This is a genomic window from Microbulbifer sp. MI-G (assembly GCF_030440425.1).
Taxonomy (GTDB): domain Bacteria; phylum Pseudomonadota; class Gammaproteobacteria; order Pseudomonadales; family Cellvibrionaceae; genus Microbulbifer; species Microbulbifer spongiae.
In genome coordinates this window covers 3842141-3866412 of the sequence record NZ_CP098023.1, presented here as the reverse complement: position 1 = coordinate 3866412, position 24272 = coordinate 3842141, and the positions used below count along the sequence as shown (strand labels likewise).

The 24272-nt window shown below is 59.7% G+C and carries 22 protein-coding genes; 14 read left to right on the top strand and 8 right to left on the bottom strand.

Annotated features, from left to right (window positions below):
- The first annotated feature begins 85 nt into the window (after positions 1–85).
- The 4 genes from M8T91_RS15805 to M8T91_RS15790 all read left to right on the top strand — a co-directional run bounded on the left by M8T91_RS15805 (position 86) and on the right by M8T91_RS15790 (position 4294).
- Complete coding sequence (locus tag M8T91_RS15805) at positions 86–1492, top strand: mannose-1-phosphate guanylyltransferase/mannose-6-phosphate isomerase (protein WP_367317727.1); 1407 nt, start codon at positions 86–88, stop codon at positions 1490–1492.
- A 90-nt stretch (positions 1493–1582) separates the two neighbouring features.
- Positions 1583–2746, top strand: coding sequence for an MFS transporter (locus M8T91_RS15800; RefSeq protein ID WP_301415132.1), 1164 nt, complete (start codon positions 1583–1585; stop codon positions 2744–2746).
- A gap of 151 nt (positions 2747–2897) precedes the next feature.
- Positions 2898–3440 (top strand): single-stranded DNA-binding protein, encoded by a 543-nt coding sequence (gene ssb, locus M8T91_RS15795; RefSeq protein ID WP_301415131.1) that lies wholly within the window; start codon positions 2898–2900, stop codon positions 3438–3440.
- Between the two features lie 14 nt (positions 3441–3454).
- A complete protein-coding gene (locus M8T91_RS15790) occupies positions 3455–4294 on the top strand; it encodes a sugar nucleotide-binding protein (RefSeq protein ID WP_301415130.1) in 840 nt (279 codons plus the stop codon).
- Between the two features lie 82 nt (positions 4295–4376).
- Here the strand turns inward: M8T91_RS15790 and fabB are convergent, their stop codons facing one another.
- Entirely contained in the window at positions 4377–5600 is a 1224-nt protein-coding gene (gene fabB, locus M8T91_RS15785) for a beta-ketoacyl-ACP synthase I (RefSeq protein ID WP_301415129.1), read from the bottom strand.
- Positions 5601–5660: 60 nt separating this feature from the next.
- Positions 5661–6185 carry a 3-hydroxyacyl-[acyl-carrier-protein] dehydratase FabA gene (gene fabA, locus M8T91_RS15780; protein ID WP_301415128.1) on the bottom strand — a complete coding sequence of 175 codons (525 nt, stop codon included), beginning with the start codon at positions 6183–6185 and terminating at the stop codon, positions 5661–5663.
- A gap of 269 nt (positions 6186–6454) precedes the next feature.
- Between fabA and galU the strand changes: the two genes are divergently transcribed.
- On the top strand, positions 6455–7303 hold the full coding sequence (gene galU, locus M8T91_RS15775) for a UTP--glucose-1-phosphate uridylyltransferase GalU (RefSeq protein WP_301415127.1): 849 nt from the start codon (positions 6455–6457) through the stop codon (positions 7301–7303).
- Positions 7304–8653 carry a phosphohexomutase domain-containing protein gene (locus M8T91_RS15770; protein ID WP_301415126.1) on the top strand — a complete coding sequence of 450 codons (1350 nt, stop codon included), beginning with the start codon at positions 7304–7306 and terminating at the stop codon, positions 8651–8653.
- A gap of 153 nt (positions 8654–8806) precedes the next feature.
- On the opposite strand, the gene M8T91_RS15765 is transcribed toward M8T91_RS15770, so the two are convergent.
- The gene (locus tag M8T91_RS15765) at positions 8807–9769 is read right to left on the bottom strand and encodes a polyprenyl synthetase family protein (protein ID WP_301415125.1); all 963 of its coding nucleotides are present in this window, start codon (positions 9767–9769) and stop codon (positions 8807–8809) included.
- Positions 9770–10024: 255 nt separating this feature from the next.
- On the opposite strand from M8T91_RS15765, the gene rplU reads away from it, so the two are divergent.
- From rplU to proB, 4 genes are all read left to right on the top strand, one after another.
- Positions 10025–10336, top strand: coding sequence for a 50S ribosomal protein L21 (gene rplU, locus M8T91_RS15760; RefSeq protein ID WP_301415124.1), 312 nt, complete (start codon positions 10025–10027; stop codon positions 10334–10336).
- Positions 10337–10352: 16 nt separating this feature from the next.
- Positions 10353–10610: a 50S ribosomal protein L27 gene (gene rpmA / locus M8T91_RS15755; protein WP_301415123.1), complete on the top strand. Its 258-nt coding sequence runs from the start codon at positions 10353–10355 to the stop codon at positions 10608–10610.
- Positions 10611–10800: 190 nt separating this feature from the next.
- The gene (cgtA, locus tag M8T91_RS15750) at positions 10801–12000 is read left to right on the top strand and encodes an Obg family GTPase CgtA (protein WP_301415122.1); all 1200 of its coding nucleotides are present in this window, start codon (positions 10801–10803) and stop codon (positions 11998–12000) included.
- Positions 12001–12439: 439 nt separating this feature from the next.
- Complete coding sequence (gene proB / locus M8T91_RS15745; protein ID WP_301415121.1) at positions 12440–13576, top strand: glutamate 5-kinase; 1137 nt, start codon at positions 12440–12442, stop codon at positions 13574–13576.
- 80 nt (positions 13577–13656) lie between these two features.
- On the opposite strand, the gene rpsT is transcribed toward proB, so the two are convergent.
- The 5 genes from rpsT to M8T91_RS15720 all read right to left on the bottom strand — a co-directional run bounded on the left by rpsT (position 13657) and on the right by M8T91_RS15720 (position 18021).
- Complete coding sequence (gene rpsT / locus M8T91_RS15740) at positions 13657–13923, bottom strand: 30S ribosomal protein S20 (RefSeq protein WP_108731693.1); 267 nt, start codon at positions 13921–13923, stop codon at positions 13657–13659.
- 134 nt (positions 13924–14057) lie between these two features.
- Entirely contained in the window at positions 14058–16088 is a 2031-nt protein-coding gene (locus M8T91_RS15735; protein WP_301415120.1) for an ATP-binding protein, read from the bottom strand.
- Between the two features lie 60 nt (positions 16089–16148).
- Positions 16149–16838, bottom strand: a complete 690-nt coding sequence (gene pdsR / locus M8T91_RS15730; RefSeq protein ID WP_301415119.1) for a proteobacterial dedicated sortase system response regulator — start codon at positions 16836–16838, stop codon at positions 16149–16151.
- 196 nt (positions 16839–17034) lie between these two features.
- A complete protein-coding gene (locus tag M8T91_RS15725; protein WP_301415118.1) occupies positions 17035–17721 on the bottom strand; it encodes an OmpA family protein in 687 nt (228 codons plus the stop codon).
- Between the two features lie 162 nt (positions 17722–17883).
- Complete coding sequence (locus tag M8T91_RS15720) at positions 17884–18021, bottom strand: hypothetical protein (protein ID WP_301415117.1); 138 nt, start codon at positions 18019–18021, stop codon at positions 17884–17886.
- Positions 18022–18186: 165 nt separating this feature from the next.
- Between M8T91_RS15720 and murJ the strand changes: the two genes are divergently transcribed.
- From murJ to lspA, 4 genes are all read left to right on the top strand, one after another.
- Positions 18187–19797: a murein biosynthesis integral membrane protein MurJ gene (murJ, locus tag M8T91_RS15715; RefSeq protein WP_301415116.1), complete on the top strand. Its 1611-nt coding sequence runs from the start codon at positions 18187–18189 to the stop codon at positions 19795–19797.
- A gap of 111 nt (positions 19798–19908) precedes the next feature.
- Positions 19909–20883: a bifunctional riboflavin kinase/FAD synthetase gene (gene ribF / locus M8T91_RS15710; protein ID WP_301415115.1), complete on the top strand. Its 975-nt coding sequence runs from the start codon at positions 19909–19911 to the stop codon at positions 20881–20883.
- Positions 20884–20941: 58 nt separating this feature from the next.
- Positions 20942–23746 (top strand): isoleucine--tRNA ligase, encoded by a 2805-nt coding sequence (gene ileS / locus M8T91_RS15705; protein ID WP_301415114.1) that lies wholly within the window; start codon positions 20942–20944, stop codon positions 23744–23746.
- A complete protein-coding gene (gene lspA / locus M8T91_RS15700) occupies positions 23739–24266 on the top strand; it encodes a signal peptidase II (protein ID WP_301415113.1) in 528 nt (175 codons plus the stop codon). Before ileS ends, lspA begins: the two co-directional genes overlap by 8 nt.
- Positions 24267–24272 lie beyond the last annotated feature (6 nt).

Below are 24272 nucleotides of genomic sequence, written 5' to 3'. Positions count from 1 at the left end.
CCGAAAAACAGCTCAGTATAAACTCGCCAGCCAATGTGCCAAAATCGTCTGCCGCAAAAACCCAACAGCTGGACAGATTGAAGTGATGGTTCCTGTAATTCTCTGCGGTGGTACCGGCTCGCGTTTATGGCCGCTCTCCCGCGAAGCCTACCCAAAGCAGTTTCTGCCGCTGATTGGCGGTGAGACCATGTTGCAGGCTACGGTGCGGCGTCTGGAGGGGCTGCAGCGATTGCAGGCCCCCATTCTGGTGTGCAATGAGGAGCACCGCTTTGCTGCGGCAGAACAACTGCAGGAGATTGGGCACGGGGCCCAGTCGATCCTGCTGGAGCCCTGTGCACGCAATACGGCACCGGCCATTGCTCTGGCTGCGTTGACGGCACTGGAGTGCGGTGAGGACCCCCTGCTGCTGGTGCTGCCGGCAGATCATACAGTGGCGGATGTGCCGGCTTTCCAAAGTGCGGTGCAGGCAGCGGCGGCGCTGGCGGAACAGGGATATTTGGTGACCTTTGGTGTTGCGCCGACGCGCGCCGAGACAGGCTATGGCTATATTCGCCGCGGAGAGGCTCTGGGGGACCGTGCCTGGAAGGTGATGGCGTTTGTCGAGAAACCGGATGACGATACTGCGAAGTCTTACCTGGCCGGCGGTGAGCACGCCTGGAACAGTGGCATCTTCCTGTTGCGCGCCTCCCGTTATCTGGAAGAGCTGGGCCAACACCGCGGAGATATTCTCGCGGCCTGCCGGAGCGCCTGTGCACACGCCGCGCGGGATCTGGATTTTACCCGTGTGGATAAAACGGCCTTTGCCGCCTGCGCCGACGAGTCGGTGGACTATGCGGTGATGGAGTGCACCGAAACCGCCGCCGTGGTTTCTATGGATGCCGGCTGGAGCGACGTGGGCTCCTGGCTTGGACTCTGGGAACTGGCCGAACGGGATGCCGATGACAACCTGTTGCAGGGCGATGTGCTGCTGGAGGACAGCGAGGGCTGTCTGGTGCGCGCTGAAAATCGCCTGGTAAGCCTGTTGGGAGTCAAGGATCTGGTGGTGGTGGATACCGATGATGCCCTGCTGATCGCCGGGAAACAACGGGTTCAGGAGGTGAAAAAGCTGGTGCACAATCTCAAGCGTTCCGGGCGCAGCGAGGCCCGGCGCCACCGCAAGGTCTACAGGCCCTGGGGTTATTATGACTCCATAGATGCGGGCCCGCGCTTCCAGGTCAAACGTATTGTGGTTAAGCCCGGCCAGCAGCTGTCCCGGCAAATGCACCACCACCGGGCCGAGCACTGGGTCGTCGTGCGTGGCACAGCCAGGGTGACCCGCGGCGAAGAGGAGTTGCTGATCACCGAGAACCAGTCCACTTACATTTCCCTGGGTGTGGTCCACCGCCTGGAAAACCCGGGCACCATTCCCCTGGAGTTGATCGAAGTGCAATCCGGCAGTTATCTGGGTGAGGATGATATCGTTCGCTTTGACGATGATTACGGTCGCAATTAGCCGTGGTGGGCATCTGTGCAGCTTCCACTACAGCCCGTTGGCAGCTCGCTGTACAATGCGCGCCCAATTGAATGCTGTTGCGGGATTTGCATGAATGCCATTGAGCGTCGCGCCCTGGGTGGATTGGCCCCCCTGTATGTTTTTCGCATGCTCGGCCTGTTTATGGTGCTGCCGGTGCTCACCGTTTACGGTGAGGATTACCGCGCTAGCACGCCCCTGCTGCTGGGGCTGGCCCTGGGTGCCTATGGCCTGAGCCAGGCGGTGCTGCAGATTCCCCTGGGGTTGCTATCCGACCGCTGGGGGCGCAAGCCGGTGATCTATACGGGCCTCGCCCTGTTTGCCCTCGGCAGTGTAATCGCGGCCCAGACGGACTCGGTCTACGGATTGATTGCCGGCAGGGTGCTGCAGGGCTGTGGTGCTATTTCGGCAGCGGTAATGGCGCTGGTTGCCGATCTCACCCGGGACGAGAAGCGCGGTATCGCCATGGCGGTGGTAGGTGCGTCAATCGGGGTGGCCTTTATGCTGGCAGTGGTACTGGGGCCGGCCCTGGCGGGCGCCGGTGGTCTGGCGGCTGTCTTCTGGGTCACCGCGGTATTGGCTTTGCTGGGCATTTTGCTGGTCTGGTATGTTGTGCCAGCGCCACCGGTGGCGCGGCGCCCGGCGGTTTCCAGCGGTGGTTTCCGCACTGTACTGGGCAGCGGTCTCATCTGGAGGCTGGTTTCCGGGGCGTTTTTTTCCCACCTGTTACTGACGGCGTTATTTGTCGCCCTGCCACTGGTTTTGGTGGACAGGCTGGGGTGGCCGGCAGGGGAGCACTGGAAACTGTACGGCCCCCTGATGCTGGGCACCTTTATTTTGATGCTGCCGCTGATGCGGCTGGCAGAGCGCGGTAAAAAAGCCCCGCTCGCCTTAAACCTGGGCGCTCTGGCTCTGGCTGGGGGCAGTGCGGCACTGTTGCTGGCGACCGGCCCCTGGGTTGCAGTGGTACTGCTGGGTATTTTCTTTACCGGTTTCAATCTACTGGAGGCGCTGTTGCCGGCCCAGTTGACCCGCAAGGCGCCGGTGGATGCCCGCGGGGCCGCTTCGGGTCTCTATGCAACCCTGCAGTTTTTCGGCACCTTTGTCGGCGGCAGTCTGGGAGGCTACCTGTTCGGCGTGGGTGGCGCGAGCGCTGTGGCCTGGTTCGGTTTTGCGGTGTTATCGGTCTGGGGGCTGCTCTGGTGGTGGCTGCGCGAGCGGGCCAGTGCTTACTAACTGGTGGCGACTGTTGTATGCTGCTGGATAAACATACACTGATTGCCTGCCGGGGCGATCGCGCAACGGCAGTGCTTGAGCAGGCGTGCACAGGTAACGTCTGAATCATAATTGCCCCGGGCGGGACCCGGGTTGAAGAGAGGAGAGGGCCATGGCCAGGGGAATTAATAAAGTTATTTTGATTGGCAATCTGGGCAATGATCCGGAAACCCGGTATATGCCGAGTGGGGGTGCCGTAACCAACGTAAGCCTGGCCACCAGTGAGAGCTGGAAAGACAAGCAGACTGGCCAGCAGCAGGAACGCACCGAGTGGCACCGGGTGGTGTTCTTCAACCGCCTGGCCGAAATTGCAGGAGAGTACCTGCGCAAGGGTTCCAAAGTGTATATTGAGGGAGCATTGCGCACACGCAAGTGGCAGGACAAGAGCACCGGCCAGGATCGCTACAGCACTGAGATTGTCGCCAGTGAGATGCAGATGCTCGACGGCCGCGGTGAAGCGGGCGGCTTTGGCCAGGGTGTGAGTGGTGCCGGAATGGGCGCCGCCGATACCGGTGCACACCCCACGGGTGGTCAGGGCGCCTTTGCACCGGCAAATACCGCCCCTTCGCCGGCGGCACCACCCAACAAGCAGCAGCCCAACCAGGGCTCCGCCGGTGGGTTCGACAACAGCTTTGACGACGATATTCCCTTCTGAGGCTGGCCTGTCCAGTGTCTGAACTGAGCTCCGGCTACAGACCGGGCACCGTTGCGGTTATCACGGCCGGCAATGAAATTGACGGCGCGTTGCAGAAACGCCTGCAGCGTGCCGGCCTGCGCACCCAGCTGTTGGCCCCGTCTGAACTCGAACAATTGCGCCCGGGCTCTCTTGTGATCAATGCCTCGGCCTGCGCCGATGCGCAGCCGGAGGCGCTACAGGTGGCCAGACTGCTCGCGCAGAACCCCTGTGCGCATGTGATCCACCTCTCCTCCTATCAGGTCTTTGCCGGCGGAGAACGCCGTCACTACGATGAAGACGAGGCAGCGGAGCCCCGCGCCCGTTGCGGGCGACAGTGGCTGACTTGTGAACGGGCCCTGGGCGGCTTGGATCATCTGACTATTTTGAGATTCGGTTGGGTGGTGGACAGCAGCCGGGATGCACTGTTGGGGCGGGTGTTGCACAGTTTTGTTACGGGCGAGCCCATCGCCCTGGACAGCTGTAGCAGCGGCAATCCGGTCACTGCTTTGGATTTGGCGCGTGTGGTGGTGGCAGTGTCACAGCAGTTGGCCAGTGGAGCCTGTGCCAGCGGGATATACCACTATGGCAGCTCCGACAGCTGTACTGCGATGGAGTTTGCTTTGGAGGTTGTGGAGCGGGCCCGGTCCTTCTATGACGAAGAGCGCCTGGTGCAGCTGAACCCACTGGAGGATAGCGGCAAGCGGCGAGACCGCAGTGTTGTTCTCGCCTGCGGCAAGCTGCGCGATGTGTTTGGCATCCAGCAGCACAGCTGGCGCCAGGGCCTCACCCGGCAGGTGGAGCTTTGGCTTGAGCGCCTGGAAGCGGAGAGGTAAGGGATTGCCGGGGAGGTGTTGCAAAGAGAGAGGCGCCCGTTAGGCAGGCCCCCGTTAGGCAGGCCCCTGTTGGGCTTTCGGCCTACACCTTATCGAAAACCAGACAGGCATTGGTGCCGCCGAAGCCGAAGCTGTTCGACATGGCGCGCTTTATTTCGCATTCACGCAGTTCGGTCACCAGATCCATGCCTACGGCTGCGGGGTCCCGGTTGTCTACATTGGCCGAGGCGGCGATAAAATTGTGTTGCATCATCAGCAGGCTGTAAATCGCCTCTTGTACACCGGCAGCCCCAAGGGAGTGGCCGGTCAGAGATTTTGTGGAAGCGAAAGCCGGTCCCTTGTCCCCAAAAACTTCGCGCATGGCCTTGAGTTCGGCCACATCTCCCACGGGGGTCGAGGTACCGTGGGTATTGATATAGTCCACGCTGCCACGCAGTCCACCGCCATCCATGCCCGCCAGGGCCTGTTGCATGCAGCGCACCGCACCCTCGCCGCTGGGAGCGACCATGTCGTAACCATCTGAGGTGGCGCCGTAGCCGGTCAGCTCAGCATAGATGATGGCACCGCGTGCCAGTGCATGGTCCATCTCCTCCAGTATCAGGCAGCCACCGCCGCCGGCGATCACAAACCCATCGCGATCCGTATCGTAGGGGCGCGAGGCTCTGGTGGGGGTTTCATTGTACTTGCTCGAAAGGGCGCCCATGGCATCAAACAGGTGGGTCAGGCTCCAGGCCAGTTCCTCGCCGCCGCCGGCAAAGACAATATCCTGCTTGCCCATCTGGATCAGTTCGGCTCCGTGGCCAATGCAGTGGGCGCTGGTTGCACAGGCGGAAGAGATGCTGTAATTGACGCCTTTGATTTTGAACGGGGTGGCGAGACAGGCAGAGACGGTGCTGCCCATCACCTGGGGTACCCGGTAGGCGCCGACACGGCGCACACCTTTTTCCTTGAGGGTGTGCGCGGCATCGATAATCTGTTGGGTGGAGGTGCCCCCGGAGCCCATGATAATACCGGTGCGTGGATTGGAAATATCGCTCTCCTCCAGGCCGGACTGATCGATGGCCTCGCGCATGGCAATATAGGCATAGGCGGCGGAATCACCCATAAAGCGCAGTTGCTTGCGGTCGATATGTTCCTTGAAATCAATATCCACCGGACCGGCAATCTGGCTGCGCAGTCCGAGATCCCGATATTCGTCCTGAAAGCGAATGCCACTGCGGCCGGCTTTCAGGGAGGCAGTGACTTCTTTTGTGTTGGTACCGATACAGGATGTGATTCCCATTCCGGTAATGACTACCCGGCGCATAGTGATCTCCAGCATAGCGTGTCGGCAGAGGACTTTCAGCGGTATTGGTCTTCGGCCAGTTTAAAAATTATCCGTGCGGGTAAACAAGCCTACGCGAAGATCCTTCGCTGTGTAAATTTCGCGTCCGTCGACAGAGACACTGCCGTTGCCGATTCCCATGACGAGCCTGCGCTCGACGATACGGCTCATCTGGATATGGTAAGTTACTTTTTTGTTGGTGGGCAGAATCTGTCCGGTAAACTTGACTTCGCCGCAGCCGAGTGCGCGCCCGCGCCCGGGATTGCCTTTCCAGGCCAGGAAATAACCGAGCAGTTGCCACATGGCGTCCAGGCCGAGGCAGCCGGGCATGACGGGATCGCCGGGAAAGTGACAGTCGAAAAACCACAGATCGGGAGAGATGTCCAGCTCTGCAATCAATTCTCCCTTGCCGAAGGCGCCGCCCTCTTTGGAAATGTGGGTGATTCGGTCCAGCATCAGCATATTGGGGGCGGGCAGTTGGGCATTGCCGGGGCCGAACATTTCACCCTGGGAGCAGGTCAGGAGTTCCTCCCTGCTATAGTTGTTTTTTTGAACAAAGTTACTCATCTTATCCCTATTAGTGGGTGGTTGTGCAATTGAGGCTGGGCGTTTTTGCAAGAGCGGGCATTCTAAGGGCTCTGTCTTGCTTGTCCAGTCAGGCAAAACGGTTTTTGTGACTGGCGCTATAATTGCTTTCACAATCTTAGAGCATTGAATCGGGGATTTTTGGCCTTATTGGGGATACTCGCGTCATCTTGTGTAAATGATACCGCTTGCCAACTGTGTTAGATTGCCGGCCCGAAGCGGGAGACACGCTTTTGTTCAAAGGGGGTAAAATGCTCAAAAAATGTCTGTTCCCGGTCGCCGGTTACGGCACCCGTTTCCTGCCTGCCACCAAAGCCATGCCAAAAGAGATGCTGCCTCTGGTGAATAAGCCGCTGGTACAGTACGGCGTCGAGGAAGCCATTGAGGCGGGGCTGACGGAAATTGGCTTTGTCACCGGCCGGGGCAAGCGTGCCATCGAGGATCACTTTGATACCAATTTTGAATTGGAACACCAGATTGCCGGAACCGGCAAAGAGCGCTATCTGGATTCTGTACGCAAGGTCATCGACTGTGCCAGCTTTTCCTATACACGCCAGGGGGAAATGCGGGGTTTGGGCGATGCGATCCTGCAGGGGCGCCGCCTGGTGGGAGATGAGGCCTTTGCCGTAGTGCTGGCAGATGACCTGTGCCTGAACGATGACCTGGGCGTGCTCGCGCAGATGGTGCGGCTCTACAAGCAGTTTCGTTGCAGCATCGTTGCCGTCGAGGAAGTCCCAATGACGCAGATCCATAAATTCGGTGTGATCGCAGGCAACGAGATCAAACCGGGCCTCTACCAGGTAACCGATATGATCGAGAAGCCCGCTGTGGAAGAGGCGCCGAGCAATAAGGCGATTATCGGGCGCTACATTTTAACCCCGGATATTTTTGACCTGATCCGCGATACACCCCCGGGCAAAAATGGGGAAGTTCAGATTACCGATGCCCTGCTGGCCCAGGCGCGTCAGGGTTGCGTGCTGGCTTACGCGTTCAGGGGGCGCCGTTTTGACTGTGGTTCAGTGGAAGGGTTTATCGAGGCCACGAACCATGTGTATGAAAATGTATACCTTCCCGGCCAGCCCGCTCAGGAGAAGCAGTAAGTGCGCGAACTCACCTGTTTTAAAGCCTATGATGTGCGCGGTCGGGTACCGGAAGAGCTGAACGTCGATATCGCTTACCGGGTGGGGCGAGCCTTTGCCCAGTTCCTGGGCGCGCGCCGGGTAGTAGTTGGGCACGACATACGCCTGACCAGTGGCGAACTGACCGCAGCGCTGGCCAATGGTCTGTGCGATGCCGGGGCAGAGGTGTTTCATATCGGGGAATGTGGAACCGAAGAGATTTACTTCTCCACTTTTCATGGAGACTTTGATGGCGGTATCTGTGTGACCGCCAGTCACAACCCCATGGAATACAATGGAATGAAATTTGTCCGTGCCGGCAGCAGCCCGATCAGTGGTGATACCGGTTTGCTGGATATCAAACGCCTGGCGGAGGAGAACAACTTTCCCCCTGTGACTCAGCGCGGTGATTTACAGCGTTTTGAGCATCGCGCAGCCTTTGTCCGGCATCTGTTAGGGTATATTGATCGCTCTGTCCTCAGGCCGCTCAAGTTGGTGGTCAATGCCGGTAATGGTGGCGCGGGCACAGTGGTTGATGCCTTGGCACCACACCTGCCCTTTGAGTTTGTGCGGGTACACCACCAGCCAGACGGCAATTTCCCCAATGGTATCCCCAACCCGATACTGCCGGAGAATCGTGCACCCACCGCGGCGGCGGTGCGTGAGAGTGGGGCTGACTTTGGTATTGCTTGGGATGGTGATTTCGACCGCTGTTTTTTCTTTGATGAAAAGGGTGCGTTTGTCGAAGGTTACTACCTGGTCGGTTTGCTTGCAGGCGCCTTTCTGCGTAAGCATAAAGGTGCCAAAGTGGTTCACGATCCCCGCCTGCTGTGGAATACCAGGGATATCGTCTACAGGGCGGGCGGTGTACCGGTGCAAAGCAAAACTGGCCACGCTTTTATCAAAGAGCGTATGCGCAGGGAAGACGCGGTTTACGGCGGTGAGATGAGTGCCCATCACTACTTCCGTGACTTCGCCTACTGCGACAGTGGTATGATCCCCTGGCTATTGGTGGCCGAATTGGTCAGCCGCAGTGGCAAGCCCCTGTCGGAACTGGTCGGGGAGGGCATGAAGGCATTTCCCTGCTCCGGCGAGATCAATACCAGGGTGCAGAATGCTGCAGCACTGCTGAAAGCCGTCGAAGCGCGCTATGGCCCCGATGCCGAGTGCGTGGAGCATGTGGATGGCTTGAGTGTGGGCTATACCGATTGGCGTTTTAATCTTCGCATGTCCAATACTGAACCGGTCGTCCGCCTGAATGTGGAATCCCGGGGGGATAAGGCCCTGATGCGCGCGAAGACCGAAGAGTTACTCAGACTGATCCGCGCCTGAATTCCGCTTCAATGCTATTGAGCTGCCTGCCTTGCAATGCCGGCGCAGATGCGCGCAGTGGCCCGGCTGTCACCATTTTGGAGCACCACCTGCACGCATCCTCCTACCCCGGTAACCCGTTTGGCGGTCGGATTGGCGCGATCTCCCGGGGCCTCAGACCTCTCTTTCCACTGCAAAACTGGCCAATTGTTGCAGGGCCGTCTTTTGTGCGCAGTCGGGCAGAAAAGCCAGCTGTGCTTTTGCGTTATCGACGGCAACACGGGCGTGTTCCATGGTGTAATCCAGTGCCCCGCAAGCCTCAATGGCTTCGACGATGCCGGACAATTGCTCTGCACTGTGCCGTTCAATGGCTTCCCTGACCAGTTGCGCCTGGGCCCGGGTCCCCTTGGCCATGGTGTAGATAAGTGGCAGAGTCGGTTTGCCCTCGGCCAGGTCATCGCCCACATTCTTACCCAATGCCTCCGGGTTGCCGCGGTAGTCGAGTACATCATCGACCAGTTGGAAGGCGAGCCCCAGGTGACGGCCGTACAGTTTCAGAGCGGTTTGTACCTCGTTGGTGCATCCGGCCAGGGCTGCGGCAGTTTCACAGGCGGCCTCAAAAAGGGCGCCGGTTTTCTTGTGGATAACGGTGAAGTAGCTGTCTTCGCCCACGTCGGGATCGCCTGCGTTGACCAACTGCTCTACCTCGCCCTCGGCGATGGTGTTGGTCGTATCCGAGAGGATTGCCATGATGCGCATATCCTGCAGGGCAACCATCATCTGAAAGGCGCGGGAGTAGAGGAAGTCGCCCACCAGAACGCTGGGGGCATTACCCCATTTGGCATTGGCGGTAAGGCGGCCTCGGCGCAGTTCGGAAGTGTCCACCACATCATCGTGCAACAGCGTGGCGGTGTGAATAAATTCAATAATGGTGGCGAGGTCGATATGGCGATTACCGCGATAACCACAGGCCCTGGCGCAGAGCAGCACCAGCAGGGGTCGCAGGCGCTTGCCACCGGCCTCCACCAGGTAGTGGCCGATGTTTTCCACCAGGGGAACGTGCGAGTGCAGTTGATCGAGAATACGCTGGTTGACTGCGGCAAAGTCTTCGGCGGCGACCCTGTGGAAAGGCATCATGCATGAGTTCCTTATACGACTGACAGAGGCCGCCCGAAGGAGCCGGACGGTAAAGGGGCGCTATTGTATCAACCCGGTGAATTGATTAGAATCTGCGCCCCGCCGTTTGCGGGTACCGATCGGCTCTGGTCTGGGCCGTCTGGGACCCGTCGGCAACAGATGTTTAGACAACACGGCGCAAGCTCCCAAAATGCGGTTGATGACCCAACAGTCCGTCCGCTGCTTCGTGTCGTCCACACCGGAGCAGAGAAAAATATGTACGCTGTTTTTGAAAGCGGTGGCAAGCAACACCGCGTGGAAGCGGGCGAGATACTTCGCCTTGAAAAGTTGGAAGTCGCTACTGGGGAATCCATCGATTTCGATAGGGTGCTGATGGTAGTTGATGGCGACAAGATTGATATCGGCGCTCCCGTTGTCAATGGCGCAGCAGTGACTGCCGAAGTGGTCAGCCACGGCCGCGGCGAGAAAGTGAAAATCATCAAGTTCCGCCGCCGCAAGCACTCTATGAAGCGCCAGGGTCACCGCCAGTGGTATACCGAAGTGAAAATCACCGGTATCAAGGCATAAAGAGGAGTAACGATTCATGGCACACAAGAAAGCTGGCGGCAGTACCCGAAATGGCCGCGATTCCGAGAGCAAACGCCTTGGCGTTAAGCGCTTTGGCGGCCAGTCTGTTGTTGCAGGCAATATCATCGTTCGCCAGCGCGGCACCAAGTTCCATGCCGGGGTGAATGTTGGTATGGGTAAAGACCACACCCTGTTCGCCACGGCGGACGGCGTTGTGAAGTTTGAAGTGAAAGGCCCCAATAACCGCAAGTTTGTTTCCATCGAAACAGTCTGAGCGGAATCTGGCCCAAGCTTCAAAAAAGCCCCGCTTGCTGCGGGGCTTTTTTGTTGCAAGGCAGTAAACCGTTACGGAATACCCGGGGTAAGTACCTGTTTTTTGGGGAACCTCCACCTGTCCGGTTGGTGGGTGTCGCCGGCTTGGGCAGGATACGGAATGGACAATCGCCGAGGTAGTGGAGTGATTTATGAAATTTGTCGATGAAGCACCCATCTACGTGCAGGCGGGCAAGGGGGGCAATGGCTGCCTGAGCTTTCGCCGGGAAAAGTTTGTCGAGCGGGGCGGGCCGGATGGTGGCGATGGCGGTGATGGCGGTTCGGTCTACCTGGAAGCCGACGATTCCCTGAATACCCTGGTGGATTACCGCTACCAGCCCCGCTATATCGCCGAGGCTGGCCAACAGGGACGTGGGCGCAACTGCACCGGCGCCAAGGGGGGGGATCTGGTATTGAAGGTACCGGTGGGTACCACGGTGATTGATGCGGAAACCGGTGAAACCCTGGGGGATTTGACTGCTGCCGGCGAGCGCCTTCTGGTTGCGCGGGGCGGTTTCCATGGCCTCGGCAATACCCGCTTCAAATCCAGTACCAACCGGGCTCCCCGCAAGACCACCAACGGGACAGCGGGCGAGGCGCGCAACCTCAAGCTGGAGCTGAAAGTCCTGGCCGATGTGGGCATGCTCGGTTTGCCCAATGCCGGCAAGTCCACATTCATCCGCGCCGTTTCCGCAGCCAAGCCCAAGGTGGCCAACTATCCCTTCACAACTCTGGTGCCCAATTTGGGGGTGGTGCAGGTACAGCAGCACCGCAGTTTTGTGATCGCCGATATCCCCGGCCTGATCCAGGGTGCCGCCGAGGGCGCTGGTCTGGGCATTCGCTTCCTCAAGCACCTGACCCGCTGCCGGGTGCTCTTGCACCTGGTGGATCTGGCGCCCTTCGACGGCTCCGACCCCGTTGAGAATGCTCGCGCCATTGAGCGTGAGCTGAGCTGCTTCAGCGCCACCCTGGCCGGGCGCGAGCGCTGGTTGGTATTCAACAAAACCGATCTGGTACCCGCGGCCGAGTTGGAAGCGCGCTGTGAAGCGATTGTTGCAGCCCTGAACTGGACCGGGCCGGTGTTTCGGGTGGCTGCGATCCGCGCGGAGGGCACCGGTGTACTGGTTGGCTGCCTGATGGACTTTCTGGAAGCCCGCCGGGAGGCGGAGGGCAAGGCTCCGCAACTGGCCCAGGCAGAGCTGGAAGTGCAGCAGCAGATGCAGCGCGAAGCGCGCGAGCGCATTGAGACACAGCGAGACAGTTATCGCGCCAGGCGCAGGGCCGCGAGGGGATCGGAGGAAGAAAATGAGGGCCGGGACGATGGCGATGTGGATATCGAGTATCGTCCCTGAATGGCATCGGTATGACAGTGTGCTACCACATCGCCCCAAACCGGCCTGGCATTGAGTCTCGTTTGACAATCAGACGATTGTTTTTATGATCAGAGCCAGACAGTTTTCGCTTAAAAGAAAAATACTATGCATATCAGTATAAGTTTGATGCCATATATATTGCTTGTTACGGCAGTGGCACCAGCATTATTTGCCATTCGATTGGCGAAAAAACAAAACGCTCAATGCTGACTAGTGGGGCGGTTACCTTTTGTTTGGGATTTACCTGGATCGGGGGCTGGATATATTTAGCCGTAATGAACCTCATGCGACCACAGCAGCCGGATAAAAAATAGTGCTGTAAAAGTTTCGTGAGTATGCTCGCCAGTTTGGCCCGGGCGCACGAGCCAGGCGTGTCCCTTACGACAGTCTCACAGGGCCTTGGAAGGCCAGGAAAAATATGAACGCCATATCCGTTTCACGACAGAGGCTTTGCAGGGGACAGCGCTGGGTGATAAAGATCGGCAGCGCCCTGTTAACCAACGGGGGGCGCGGTGTACACCGCTCGGCGATCTCGGCCTGGGTTGCGCAGATGGCAGCTCTGCGCGCGCGTGGAATAGAGGTGGTCCTGGTTTCCTCCGGCGCTGTTGCCGCCGGTATGGATCGACTGGGCTGGCGCCGCAGACCGGAATCCATTCACCAGTTGCAGGCTGCCGCCGCAGTGGGGCAGAGTCACCTGGTACAGGTTTATGAGCAGGCCTTCGGTGACTTCGATATTCCCAGCGCACAGATCCTGCTGGATCACGACGACCTCTCCAATCGCACCCGTTATCTCAATGCGCGCAGCACCCTGCGAACCCTCCTGTCTTTGGGGTCCGTACCCATCGTCAATGAAAATGACACCGTAGTGACCGATGAAATCCGCTTTGGGGACAACGACACCCTGGCGGCGCTGGTTGCCAACCTGGTAGAGGCGGATGCCCTGCTGATTATGACGGATGCGGACGGGCTCTTTAGCGAAGACCCCCGGGAAAATCCCCGTGCGGAGTTGATTGCTGAGGCTTCCGCGCTGGACCCCAGGCTATTGCAGGTGGCGGGGGAATCGCGCAGCGGCCTGGGGCGCGGCGGTATGGCTACCAAGGTGCGGGCAGCGCAACTGGCCGCGCGTTCCGGTGCCTGCACAGTGATTGCTGGCGGTGCCAGGGAAGCGGTGATAACGCGTGTTTGCGCAGGGGAGCCGCTGGGTACCCTGCTGTTGCCCGAGGCGGGCCCCCTCGCGGCGCGCAAGCGCTGGCTTGCCGGCCAGTTGCAGGTGCGCGGTGCTGTGGTACTGGACAGGGGGGCAGAGACAGCCCTGCTGGAGAGAGGCAGGAGCCTGCTGGCGGTGGGGGTCACAGGCGTGGAGGGCTGCTTTCGGCGGGGAGATCTGGTTTCCTGCCGCAATAGCGCGGGGCGGGAGGTCGCCCGGGGCCTGGTGAATTATGACAGTCGGGAGAGTCTCAGGATTCAGGGACAACCCTCGGAAAAATTTATCGACTTGCTCGGTTACCGCGACGATGATGAGCTGATTCATCGCGACAACCTGGTTTTGCTCTGATGTCAGTGCCGGTTCTCTGCTGCCGGTGACAAAAAAGCCCCGCATTGCGGGGCTTTTTTTGAGTCTGCTACCCGATGAGATCAGGCAGCCAGCGCTTTGATCTGGGCGTTCAGGCGACTCTTGTGGCGAGCTGCTTTATTCTTGTGAATAATACCTTTATCCGCCATGCGGTCGATCACGGGAACCGCTTCAGCGTAGGCGGTTTTTGCTTTTTCGGCATCGCCCGCATCAATGGCGGCTACTACCTTCTTGATGTAGGTGCGCACCATGGAGCGCAGACTGGCGTTGTGCATGCGGCGCTTGTCGTTCTGGCGTGCGCGTTTCTTCGCTTGAGGTGAGTTGGCCACCGGTTGCTCCTGTCTGGAATCCTGAATCTGTAACTAACAGGCCCTGGGGCCCGATCGGGACGCGACATTATCCCCACAGTTACTGGCTTGTCAACCATGGTCGGGCTCGCCACAGTGCTTGGGGGCCGCACCGGTTACCGGGCCGGCAACTCCAGGCAGAACACCACACCACTGCCATCGGCGCGGTTACCGGCACGCAACCTGCCGCGATGAAAGTCTGCGATCAGCTTGGCGATATGCAGCCCCAGGCCCAGGTGGCCTGTGTTGTTGCCGCCCTTGCGCACGGAAACGAGAGAGTCGAACAGCTTGTGCACAGAGCCGCCGGGCAGCAATGGGCCGCGGTTACTGACAGACAGGGTGTAGCCCTCTCTTCCGATATGCGCAGACAGCTGTATTTCACTGCCTGCGGGGGCAAAACTGCAGGCGTTGTCCACCAGTTTGTCGAGCAACTGTGCCAGCAGTTCCGGTGCGCCATGACAGATCAGTTCGCCGGGGGAGACGTCCAGGTGAAAACGGAAGTTGGGGTGGGCGTCGCTGTAACACTGCACCATCACCTTGAGGAAATCCGCCAGATCGAAGGGTTCCCGTTCGGCCTGTTGGATGCTGGCCTCCAGATTACTGGCGGCGGAGAGGCTGTTGAGAATCCCCGACAGGCGCGCACTGCCGTCCATTGCGCGCTCGGCATAGCGGCGGCTGTTTTTGTCCAGGTTGCCCTCGCACAGGTTGTCCAGAGAAGAGCGCACAATGGCCAGGGGCGTGCGCAGTTCGTGAGACAGCTTGCCGGCCAGGGTGCGTAGGTACTGGTGGTATTGATCCAGTTCACTCAACAGGCTGGCAAATGTGCGGTTCAGGGCACCCAGTTCATCACCTGCGCGGGATATGGGGAAGTCGCCACGCAGTTTGCCGCTGGCATCCACAGCGGTGCGGGCTGCGCGATGCAGTTTGCGAATTCGCCAGGACAGCCAGCTGGCATAGGCCAGTAAAAGCAGCAGGGCTGTGGCAGCAGCGGCGCAACTGATCAGCCACAGGCGGTGTGCCGCCCCTTCTGTCACAGACTGCATGACAGCACCGGACTGAAGTACCAGTACCCGCCCCAGCAGTGGTCGTTCGACGACGTCATCGGCACGGGTGATCACCGGTACGCTGACGGCGCCGATGCGGGACTGCAGGGGACCGCTGAACCACTGTCGCCAGGGAGTGCGATCTGCGCCGGCACTCGTTGGCAGGCCGCTGACTGCTAACGGAGACAGGTCTTCCTGTGCCAGTAGTTTGCGGTAAATCCAGTTGCGCAGCCAGGGGGTTGGTTCCCCGTCTTTGTCATTGATTTGCAACTGCCCGTGGCTCGCGAGCAGAAAGCCCTCACTGTCCACCACCGCCAAACGCAGGCCGGGGCGGACGAAGTGCTCCAGTTCCGTGTGCAAATCCGCTAGGGGCCGCACCAGGTGGCCGGGTATCCCGTCTGCGGGCAGTGTGCTGGCTGCGCGCACCGGCGCGCCGCCATCGCTGTGGGCGCGATCTCGGACCTGGACCGACAGAGCGCCGCCAGTCAGTGCGTAGGGCAAAGCCAGTTCCAACTGGTAACCGGTGGGGGAAGTGGTCCAGCGCCCGTGCAGGCGCAGCTCGCGCTCGTAGTGGCCGGCCCTGGGATCGTGCCACAGGGCGCTGGCCGCGCCCTGGCTCGCCACAGGTAGCGTGTAATGCCGGTTGCCGGTATACAGTTCGACGGTATCCCCTGCGGAGAGCAGGCCGGTGCGGGGATCATGATAGGCTGGAGTGGGGTCACTGACGGTCAGCAGAAGATAGACGCGCTCACCAAATTGCCCCAGTGTAACCTGTGCCAAAGGTGAGCGCTGCGCGTCGAGCAGTGCCCTGGGTTTCAGTGCCAGAGAGCGCCACTCGTCCCCGTAGCCGTCCACGAAGGGCGCTTGGGGCAACGGGTTGAGGTAGAGTTGGGCACCTGGAGGGCGGGCCTGGCGCAGTGGATCCGGGGCAATGAGCTGTGGTGCACTGGCGAGGCGTGCAGCGATGGCTGCCGCGGTGGCCTCCAGCGCCTGCAGTTGCCCCTGGGCGAGGGCTGCATCCACCTGGCGCAGGTACTGGCAACCGGCCCAGGGCAGGGCCAGGGCAACGAGGCTGACAAGCAGGAGTTGGCGGCGAAGCTTCATCGGGTGTGCTCGTGGAGGCTTTTGCACCGGGTGGACGCCCGACGCAAAGGGGAGAAAGCGTTACAGTTGCCAGCGATAGCCCATGCCGTAGGCAGTCCCTATGGCGTTGAATTTTTCATCCAGCGCCTGAAATTTGCGGCGGATGCGCTTGACATGTGAAGTAATGGTATTGTCATCCAGAACCACCTGGGCGGCCTCCATCAGTTGACTGCGGGATTTGACATGGCCCGGCCGCCTGGCCAGCGCGTGGACTATCCAGAACTCGGTAACAGTGAGGCCCACCTGTTGCCCGTCCCAATGGCAGTGCAGTGTGGATAGATCCAGTGCGAGCTTGCCCTGGGTCAGGGCCTCTCCATCCCCGCCCTGATTGCGCAGAACCTCTACCCGGCGCAACAGGGCATTGATACGCGCCTGCATATGGGGCAGGGAAATATCTTTGGTCAGGTAGTCATCTGCACCGAGGCGCAAACCGGAGATAATATCCAACTCGGAATCCCGGGCGGTGAGAAACAGAATTGGCAGGCTGGGCGCCAGGGCGCGCAACTCCCGACACAGCTCGAAGCCGCCTTCCACTTCGCTGCCCAGGCCCACATCAATGACTGCCAGATCCGGCAGGCGCTGCCGGAAGGCCGCCATGGCCTCGATTCTCGCACTGTACAGGTCGACGCGATAACCGTTGCGGCGCAGGGCATCGCGATAGTTTGCAGCGATCGCGTGCTCGTCTTCGACAATGGCAATGGTTGCACTCATGACAGATTCCGGCTTTTTTCCTTATATGTAGGGAATCATGCACGAAAGCGCTGACAAATAGCAAAAAGGCGGGCACTGAGGGCCCGCAGGCACAGCGAGGTAATGTTGCTGGGGGCAGTGGCAAGCAGAATTGCGATCTGTGATCACTGCCGGGCTTGTTGCGCAGATGGTTGAAAACCCACTGTTCCACCACCAGCTAGAAACGTCCGGCGGTGGATTCCGGCAGAGAAAAGCGAATGTCCACCCGGCGCTCCATCGCGTAGGCGTCCACATCACCGCGGGGTGCCCGGGAGTAAGTGGCACCCATCGCGCGGCGACTGATACGCGCGGAGTCGATTCCATAAGATACCAGTGCCTGCTCAACACTCAGGGCGCGCTGGTCCGACAGCACATTGTTGTAACCATCGCTACCGCGGGGGTCGGCGTGTCCCTCCAGGTGGATCTGCAGGTGCGGGTGGCGTCTGAGAAAGTCGGCCAAGGCACTCAGTTGCTGCCGCTGTCCTTCCTGAAGTTCATCTTCTCCAGTGGTAAATAACAGCTGGAATTGCAGAGAATCCAATGCGAGTTGGCCGGCATTGTTTGCGGACAGTCTGGCTGCATCCAGTTGTTGTGCCAGGTTGTTGAGCTCCGCACGGCTCTCGGTTAATTGTGTTGCCAGCATATCTGTCTCTTCCGCTTGCTTGATCTGTTCGCCGAGCCAAGCGCCACCGAGTGCTCCGGCGATAAACCCGACCGGCCCGCCCATGGCTGCACCGGCGACGGCGGCACTGGTAAAGACCGTGGCCTGTTTGGCCGGTGTCAGTTTTGATTCACGGTGTTCCTGTGCCTGGGCGCCGGCGGCAATCAGGGAACTCAGGGTGGCGACCATCAATGCATTTTTCATTGTTCTGCTCCTTGGAGGCTTGCGTTGGCTCTTTTGGACCCGTTGTGTATCCGGCCCGCTTGAGTGGTATTAAAAAGCCGCAAGGAGGCGCTGGCGTGGCGCGGTAGTGGCAAACTACAGCGCAATTGTGACGAAATGTGGCAACCGGGCGCGGCCGTCCACTTATTGGAGGCGGCGGTAGCGCTGGTCGCGCGGTGCCTCTACGCTGACACGGATTCGCCGGGGACGGGGCCCGCGCATCACTGCAATGTAGAGCACTATCGCCAGTGCCAGAGCAATAATCAAAGCGTTGATGGTCATCCTTTCACTCCCAGCGCCGCCGCTTCCATGGGACGCGTGACCAAGTCGTAACTATTATAGGCTCGCGAGTTCCCTATCGCAGCGCCCCTGTGCCGCCCTGTAATCAGCCGAATTGCGGTAGACTGGTCAGCCAACAGACTTTACCGATCCCCAGGAGCCGATGTTTTGCCTCAGCCATCCTCAGTTCGGGAACAACCCCTTGAGAGATCCGGTGCTTCCAGGCTGCTGCGCAGTAGCTCAGTCGTGGGCGCCGCGACGCTGTTGTCACGGGTTGCCGGATTGGCGCGGGATATAGCCCTGGCCCGCTTTGCCGGGGCTGGAGATGCCGCCGATGCCTTTTTCGTCGCCTTTAAAATTCCCAATTTCTTTCGCCGGCTGTTTGCCGAGGGCGCCTTCGCCCAGGCGTTTGTGCCGGTACTGTCGGAATACCGCCAGAAGGGTGGCATTGCCGCAGCCCGGGCGTTGAATGACCGCGTCGCCGGAGCCCTCGGTGGTGTATTGCTGCTGATTACCCTGCTGGGCGTGATGTGCGCTCCAGTTGTGGCGGGTATTTTTGCTTTTGGCTGGTGGTGGGACGGCAGTGAGCGGGAGAAGTTCGATCTCACCGCGGATATGCTGCGAATCACTTTCCCCTACCTGATGTTGATTTCCCTAGCGGGCTTTACCGGTGCCACCCTCAACAGCTTCGACCGCTTTGCCATTCCCGCACTGACGCCGGTGCTCCTCAATCTGATGCTGATAGCAGCCGCGACAGTGGCCAGCACCTGGTTTGAGCCACCCATCATGGCGCTGGCCTGGGGGGTTCTGGCGGCCGGTGTGGCGCAGCTGCTGTTTCAGTTGCCCTTTCTCGCCCGGGAAGGGTTACTGCCGCGGCCCAGGTGGGACTGGAGCCATCCCGGTGTACGTAAAATACTGCGGCTCATGGGGCCGGCACTGTTCGGGGTTTCTGTCACCCAGATCAGCCTGGTGCTGGATACACTGCTGGCCTCCTTTCTGCCCAGTGGCAGTGTCTCCTGGCTGTATTTTTCGGACCGTCTGACCGAACTGCCCCTGGGGGTATTCGGGGTTGCTGTGGCCACGGTGATACTGCCGAGCCTCTCTCGCCAGCACAGCGACGGAGACCCGCGCCGCTTCCGCCATACACTCGACTGGGCACTACGCAGTGTTACCCTGATCTCGCTGCCCGCAGCGGTGGCTCTGATCGTGCTGGCTGAACCCCTGCTCACCACCCTGTTCCAGTATGGGCGCATGGAGCCGAGGGATATGCAGATGGCCGCCTGGTCTCTGCGGGCCTACGCTCTGGGTCTGCTGGCTTTTATGCTGATTAAGGTGCTGGCACCGGGTTATTTTTCCCGGCAGGATACCTATACACCAATGCGTTTTGGGCTGATCGCGATTTCTGCCAAGATGGTATTGAGCCTGCTGTTTGTGATCCCCTTGAACTATTTTTTCAAGCTCGGCCATATGGGCCTGGCCCTGGCCACCGCGTGCCAGGCCGGGATCAACGCCTGGTTGCTGTACCGGGGCTTGCGCAGGGATGATGTCTACAAGCCCGAGGCGGGCTGGGGGATTTTTCTGCTGCGTCTGTTGCTGGCGAACCTCACAATGGTGGGGGTATTGCTCGGCGCATTGTATTTCTGGTCTGCGTGGGGCGACTGGTCCTGGTCTGGTCGGGCCTGGCGCATGGGCCTGGTGGTCGCCGCCGGTGGGCTGACATATGTTGCGGTCCTGTTTGCGTCGGGTCTGCGCCCCGGCCATTTCCGTGCGACCAGTTAGCACCGCGGGTGGTGTGCGGGGCATTGATTACGGGGTATCCGTGGCCACTGGCCGCCCCGTTGGAATCCGTTATACTGTGCGGCTCGATTTTATCAGGATGGGAAGGTCGCTTTGGCCCGGCAGCGCGAACTAATTCGCGGGTTGCACAACCTGCGTCCCCGCCACTGGGGAAGTGTGGCGACCATCGGCTCGTTCGATGGCGTGCACCTGGGTCACCGGGCGATGATCGCGCAACTGAATCAGTGCGCGCAGGAGCGGGGTCTGCCCTCAGTGGCGATTATATTTGAGCCCCAACCCCACGAATTCCTCTCCATAGAGAAAGCCCCTGCGCGCCTGATGCGCTTCAAAGAAAAAGTGCTGGCGCTGTTCGATGCCGGTGTCGATCGAGTGTTGTGCCTGCAGTTTAACGATTTCCTGCGCGGCCTCAGCGCCGAAGCGTTTGTTCGCCGCGTATTGTTGCAGGGGCTGGGTATTCGCCACCTGGTGGTCGGCGATGATTTCCGTTTTGGCTGTGATCGCAGCGGCGATTATCGCTTGCTGCAATCGATGGGAGCCCAGAGCGGTTTCACGGTAGAGGACACGGCAACAATGGAAATCCGTGGCGAGCGGGTCAGCAGTACCCGTATCCGCGAGGCGCTGCAGCGGGGGGATTTCGAATTGGCGCAGGCCCTGCTCGGACAGCCCTACCGGATTACCGGCAGAGTTGTGCCCGGCCGCTCTCTGGGTCGCCAATTGGGTGCACCCACAGCCAATGTGCGCCTGCACCGCTACCGCTCCCCTCTGGTGGGAGTATATGTCGTGCGCACCCATGCGACCGATGGCACGGACCTTGTGACCGGGCGTAGCGAGATAGCGGGAGTCGCCAATGTGGGATTTCGCCCGACCGTTGAGGGGGCGGGCGCGCGGCCATTACTGGAAGTCAATCTTTTTGATTTCAGTGGCGACCTCTACGGGCGTGAGCTGGCGGTGGTGTTTTGCCACAAATTGCGCGACGAAGAAAAATTTGCCTCACTGGATATCCTCAGGACCCGTATTGCGGGGGATGTTGAAGCGGCCAAGGCCTGGCTTGCACGGAACCCGCACTGACCCCGATAAGTGGAAAAGAAACGCATTATATTACTACTGGAGCTGAAGTAGGCCGCCAATGACTGATTATAAATCAACGCTTAACCTGCCCGAGACCGGCTTCCCCATGCGCGGCAATCTGCCCCAGCGCGAGCCGGCGATTCTGAAGCAATGGCAGCAGGCAAAGCTCTACGAAAAAATCCGCGCAGCCCGTGCCGGGTGCGCGCAGTTTATCCTGCACGATGGCCCGCCCTATGCCAATGGGGATATTCACATCGGTCACGCCCTCAACAAGATCCTCAAGGATATCATCGTCAAGTCGAAAACCCTGAGTGGTTTCGATGCCCCTTACGTGCCCGGTTGGGATTGCCACGGGTTGCCTATCGAGCACCGGGTGGAGAAGAAGGTCGGCAAGGCCGGTACCAAGGTGGACACCAAAACCTTTCGCCAGAAATGTCGCGATTATGCCGCCGGGCAGGTAGAGGGGCAGAAGAAAGATTTTATGCGCCTGGGGGTGCTCGGTGACTGGGAACATCCCTACCGCACTATGGATTACCAGTTTGAGGGGGACATCATCCGTGCACTTGGGCGTGTGGTAAAAAATGGCCACTTAGCGCGGGGCTTCAAACCGGTGTACTGGAGTGTGGTGGGTGGCTCTGCCCTGGCGGAAGCGGAGGTCGAGTATCTGGATAAAGTCTCCTACTCCATTGATGTGTGCTATCCCGTCACCGAGGAGACCGCATTGGTCATTGCCGATGCTGCCGGTGGCCATGCGGGAGACGGCCCCCTCTCGGTTGTAATCTGGACCACGACCCCCTGGACCCTGCCTGCCAGTCAGGCGGTTTCTGTCAATGCCGAACTGGAATATGTGGTGGTACAGACCGGCGAGGGCCGTCTGCTGGTGGCGGAAGCGCTGCAAGAGGCTGTTTTGGACCGTGTGGGTCTTGCCGGTGAGGTGGTCGGGCATATCCGCGGTGCTGCGCTGGAGCACCTGAAGGTACACCACCCCTTTTACGACAAGCTGCTGCCGATCGTCCTTGGGGATCATGTCACCACAGAGGCCGGTACCGGTTGTGTACACACGGCCCCGGACCACGGCCCGGACGATTTCCAGGTGGGCAGGCGCTACGGTATTGAAACCCTCAACTATATCGACGATCACGGGGTCTACCGGGATGGGGTGCCACTATTTGCCGGCGAGCACGTGTACAAGGTGGACGACAGGATTGTCGACCTGCTGGAAGCGCGCGGACGACTGTTGCACCGGGGCAAGCTGGAACACAGCTATCCGCACTGTTGGCGCACCAAGACGCCGCTGATTTACCGCGCGACCCCCCAGTGGTTTATCAGCATGCAACAGAGTGATCTGCTTGAACAGGCTCAGAAAGCGGCCGATAAGGTGCAGTGGGTACCCGGCTGGGGCAAAGCCCGTATTGATGCCATGCTGGATGGCAGTCCGGATTGGTGTATTTCGCGCCAGCGTACCTGGGGCGTACCCATTGCCCTGTTTGTGCACAAGGAAACCCGCGAAATCCACCCCGACACGCCGGCGCTGATGGATCAAGTGGCCGAGCGGGTTGACGCCCGGGGTATGGACGTGTGGTTCGAACTGGACCCGCGCGAATTTCTCGGCGATGAGGCGGACCAGTACGAAAAAGTCACCGATACCCTGGATGTCTGGTTTGACGCCGGTGTGACCCACTTCGCGGTGCTTGAGCGCCGTGAAGATCTGCGCTTCCCCGCAGACCTGTACCTGGAGGGGTCCGACCAGCACCGGGGCTGGTTCCAGTCCTCCCTGAAAACGTCCATTGCCATCAATGGCTGTGCCCCCTACCGACAGGTGCTGACCCACGGCTTCACCGTGGATGCCGAGGGCCGCAAGATGTCGAAATCGATCGGCAACACCGTCGCCCCTATGGATGTGATTAACAAACTCGGTGCGGATGTACTGCGCCTGTGGGTGTCGGCGACCGATTTCAACGGTGAGATGGCGGTCAGCGAGGAAATTCTCAAGCGCACAGCGGATTCCTACCGCCGCCTGCGCAACACGGCGCGCTTCTTTCTGTCCAATTTGGCGGGTTTTGACCCGGACAGGGACCTGCTGCCGGAAAACGCGTTGCTGGCGCTGGATCGCTGGGCACTGGACAGGGCCGCGCGCCTGCAGGATGAGATTCTGGCCGCCTATGACAGCTACCAGTTCCACCAGATCTACCAGAAATTGCACAACTTCTGTGTGGTGGAAATGGGGGGATTTTACCTGGATATTATCAAGGACCGTCAGTACACCACCCGGGCGGACAGCACTGCACGCCGTTCCGCGCAGACGGCGCTGTATCATATTGTGCAGGCCTTCGTGCGCTGGATTGCGCCTATTCTGAGTTTTACAGCAGAAGAGTTGTGGCAGTTTATGCCCGGGGTCAAATCGGACAGCGTATTCCTTGAAACCTGGTATCCGCTGCCCAGACTGCCGGCGGGCGCCGATATGGGTCCGGATTACTGGGCAGTCATTGCCGCGGTGAAAACAGCGGTCAACAAGGTATTTGAAGCGCAGCGCACGGCGGGCGTGATTGGCAGCTCACTGCAGGCCGCCGTGACCCTGTTTGCCAGCGAGGATCTGCGCGAGAAACTGCTGGCGCTGGAAGGGGAACTGCGCTTTGTATTGATCTGCTCCTCCACTTCCGTACAGCCGCTCAGCGATGCCGCTGGCGCTGAGGCCACTGAGTTGGCGGGCCTCAAGGTCAGTGTGCGTAAAGTGGAGCATCCCAAGTGCGCACGCTGCTGGCACTACCGCGCGGATGTGGGTGAAAACAGCGCCTATCCGGATATCTGTGCGCGTTGTGTAGAGAATCTGGTGGGCGAAGGCGAGGTGAGGCGCTATGCCTAATGCCAATTTTCTTTTGGGCCATCCCTGGCGCTGGTACGGGCTCGCGCTGGTGGTAGTGGCCCTCGATGTGGCCACCAAAGTGTGGGCTGTGGACAGGTTTATGCAGGGCCCGGCGCTGCAAATAATACCGGGGCTGCTGCAGTTTACTTACGCGGAAAACTATGGCGCCGCCTTCAGTTTTCTCGCCGATGCCGGCGGCTGGCAACGCTGGTTACTCGGTGTTATAGCGCTCGGTTTCAGTGTTGTTGTCTGTATCTGGTTATGGCGCCTGCCTGCCGGAAAGCGCTGGGAGTCCTGTGCCCTGGCATTGATACTCGGCGGTGCCCTGGGCAACCTCTGGGATCGTATCCTGCTGGGGTATGTGCGGGATTTTATTTCCGTGTACTACGGCAACTGGCATTTCCCGGTGTTTAATGTGGCGGATATGGGCATCAGTATCGGCGCCGTCATGCTGATCATTGAAATGCTCTTTTTTGTGGAAAAAGGCCGTGAAAAAGCCAAAAATAACGCGGAAGTTTAACCAGTT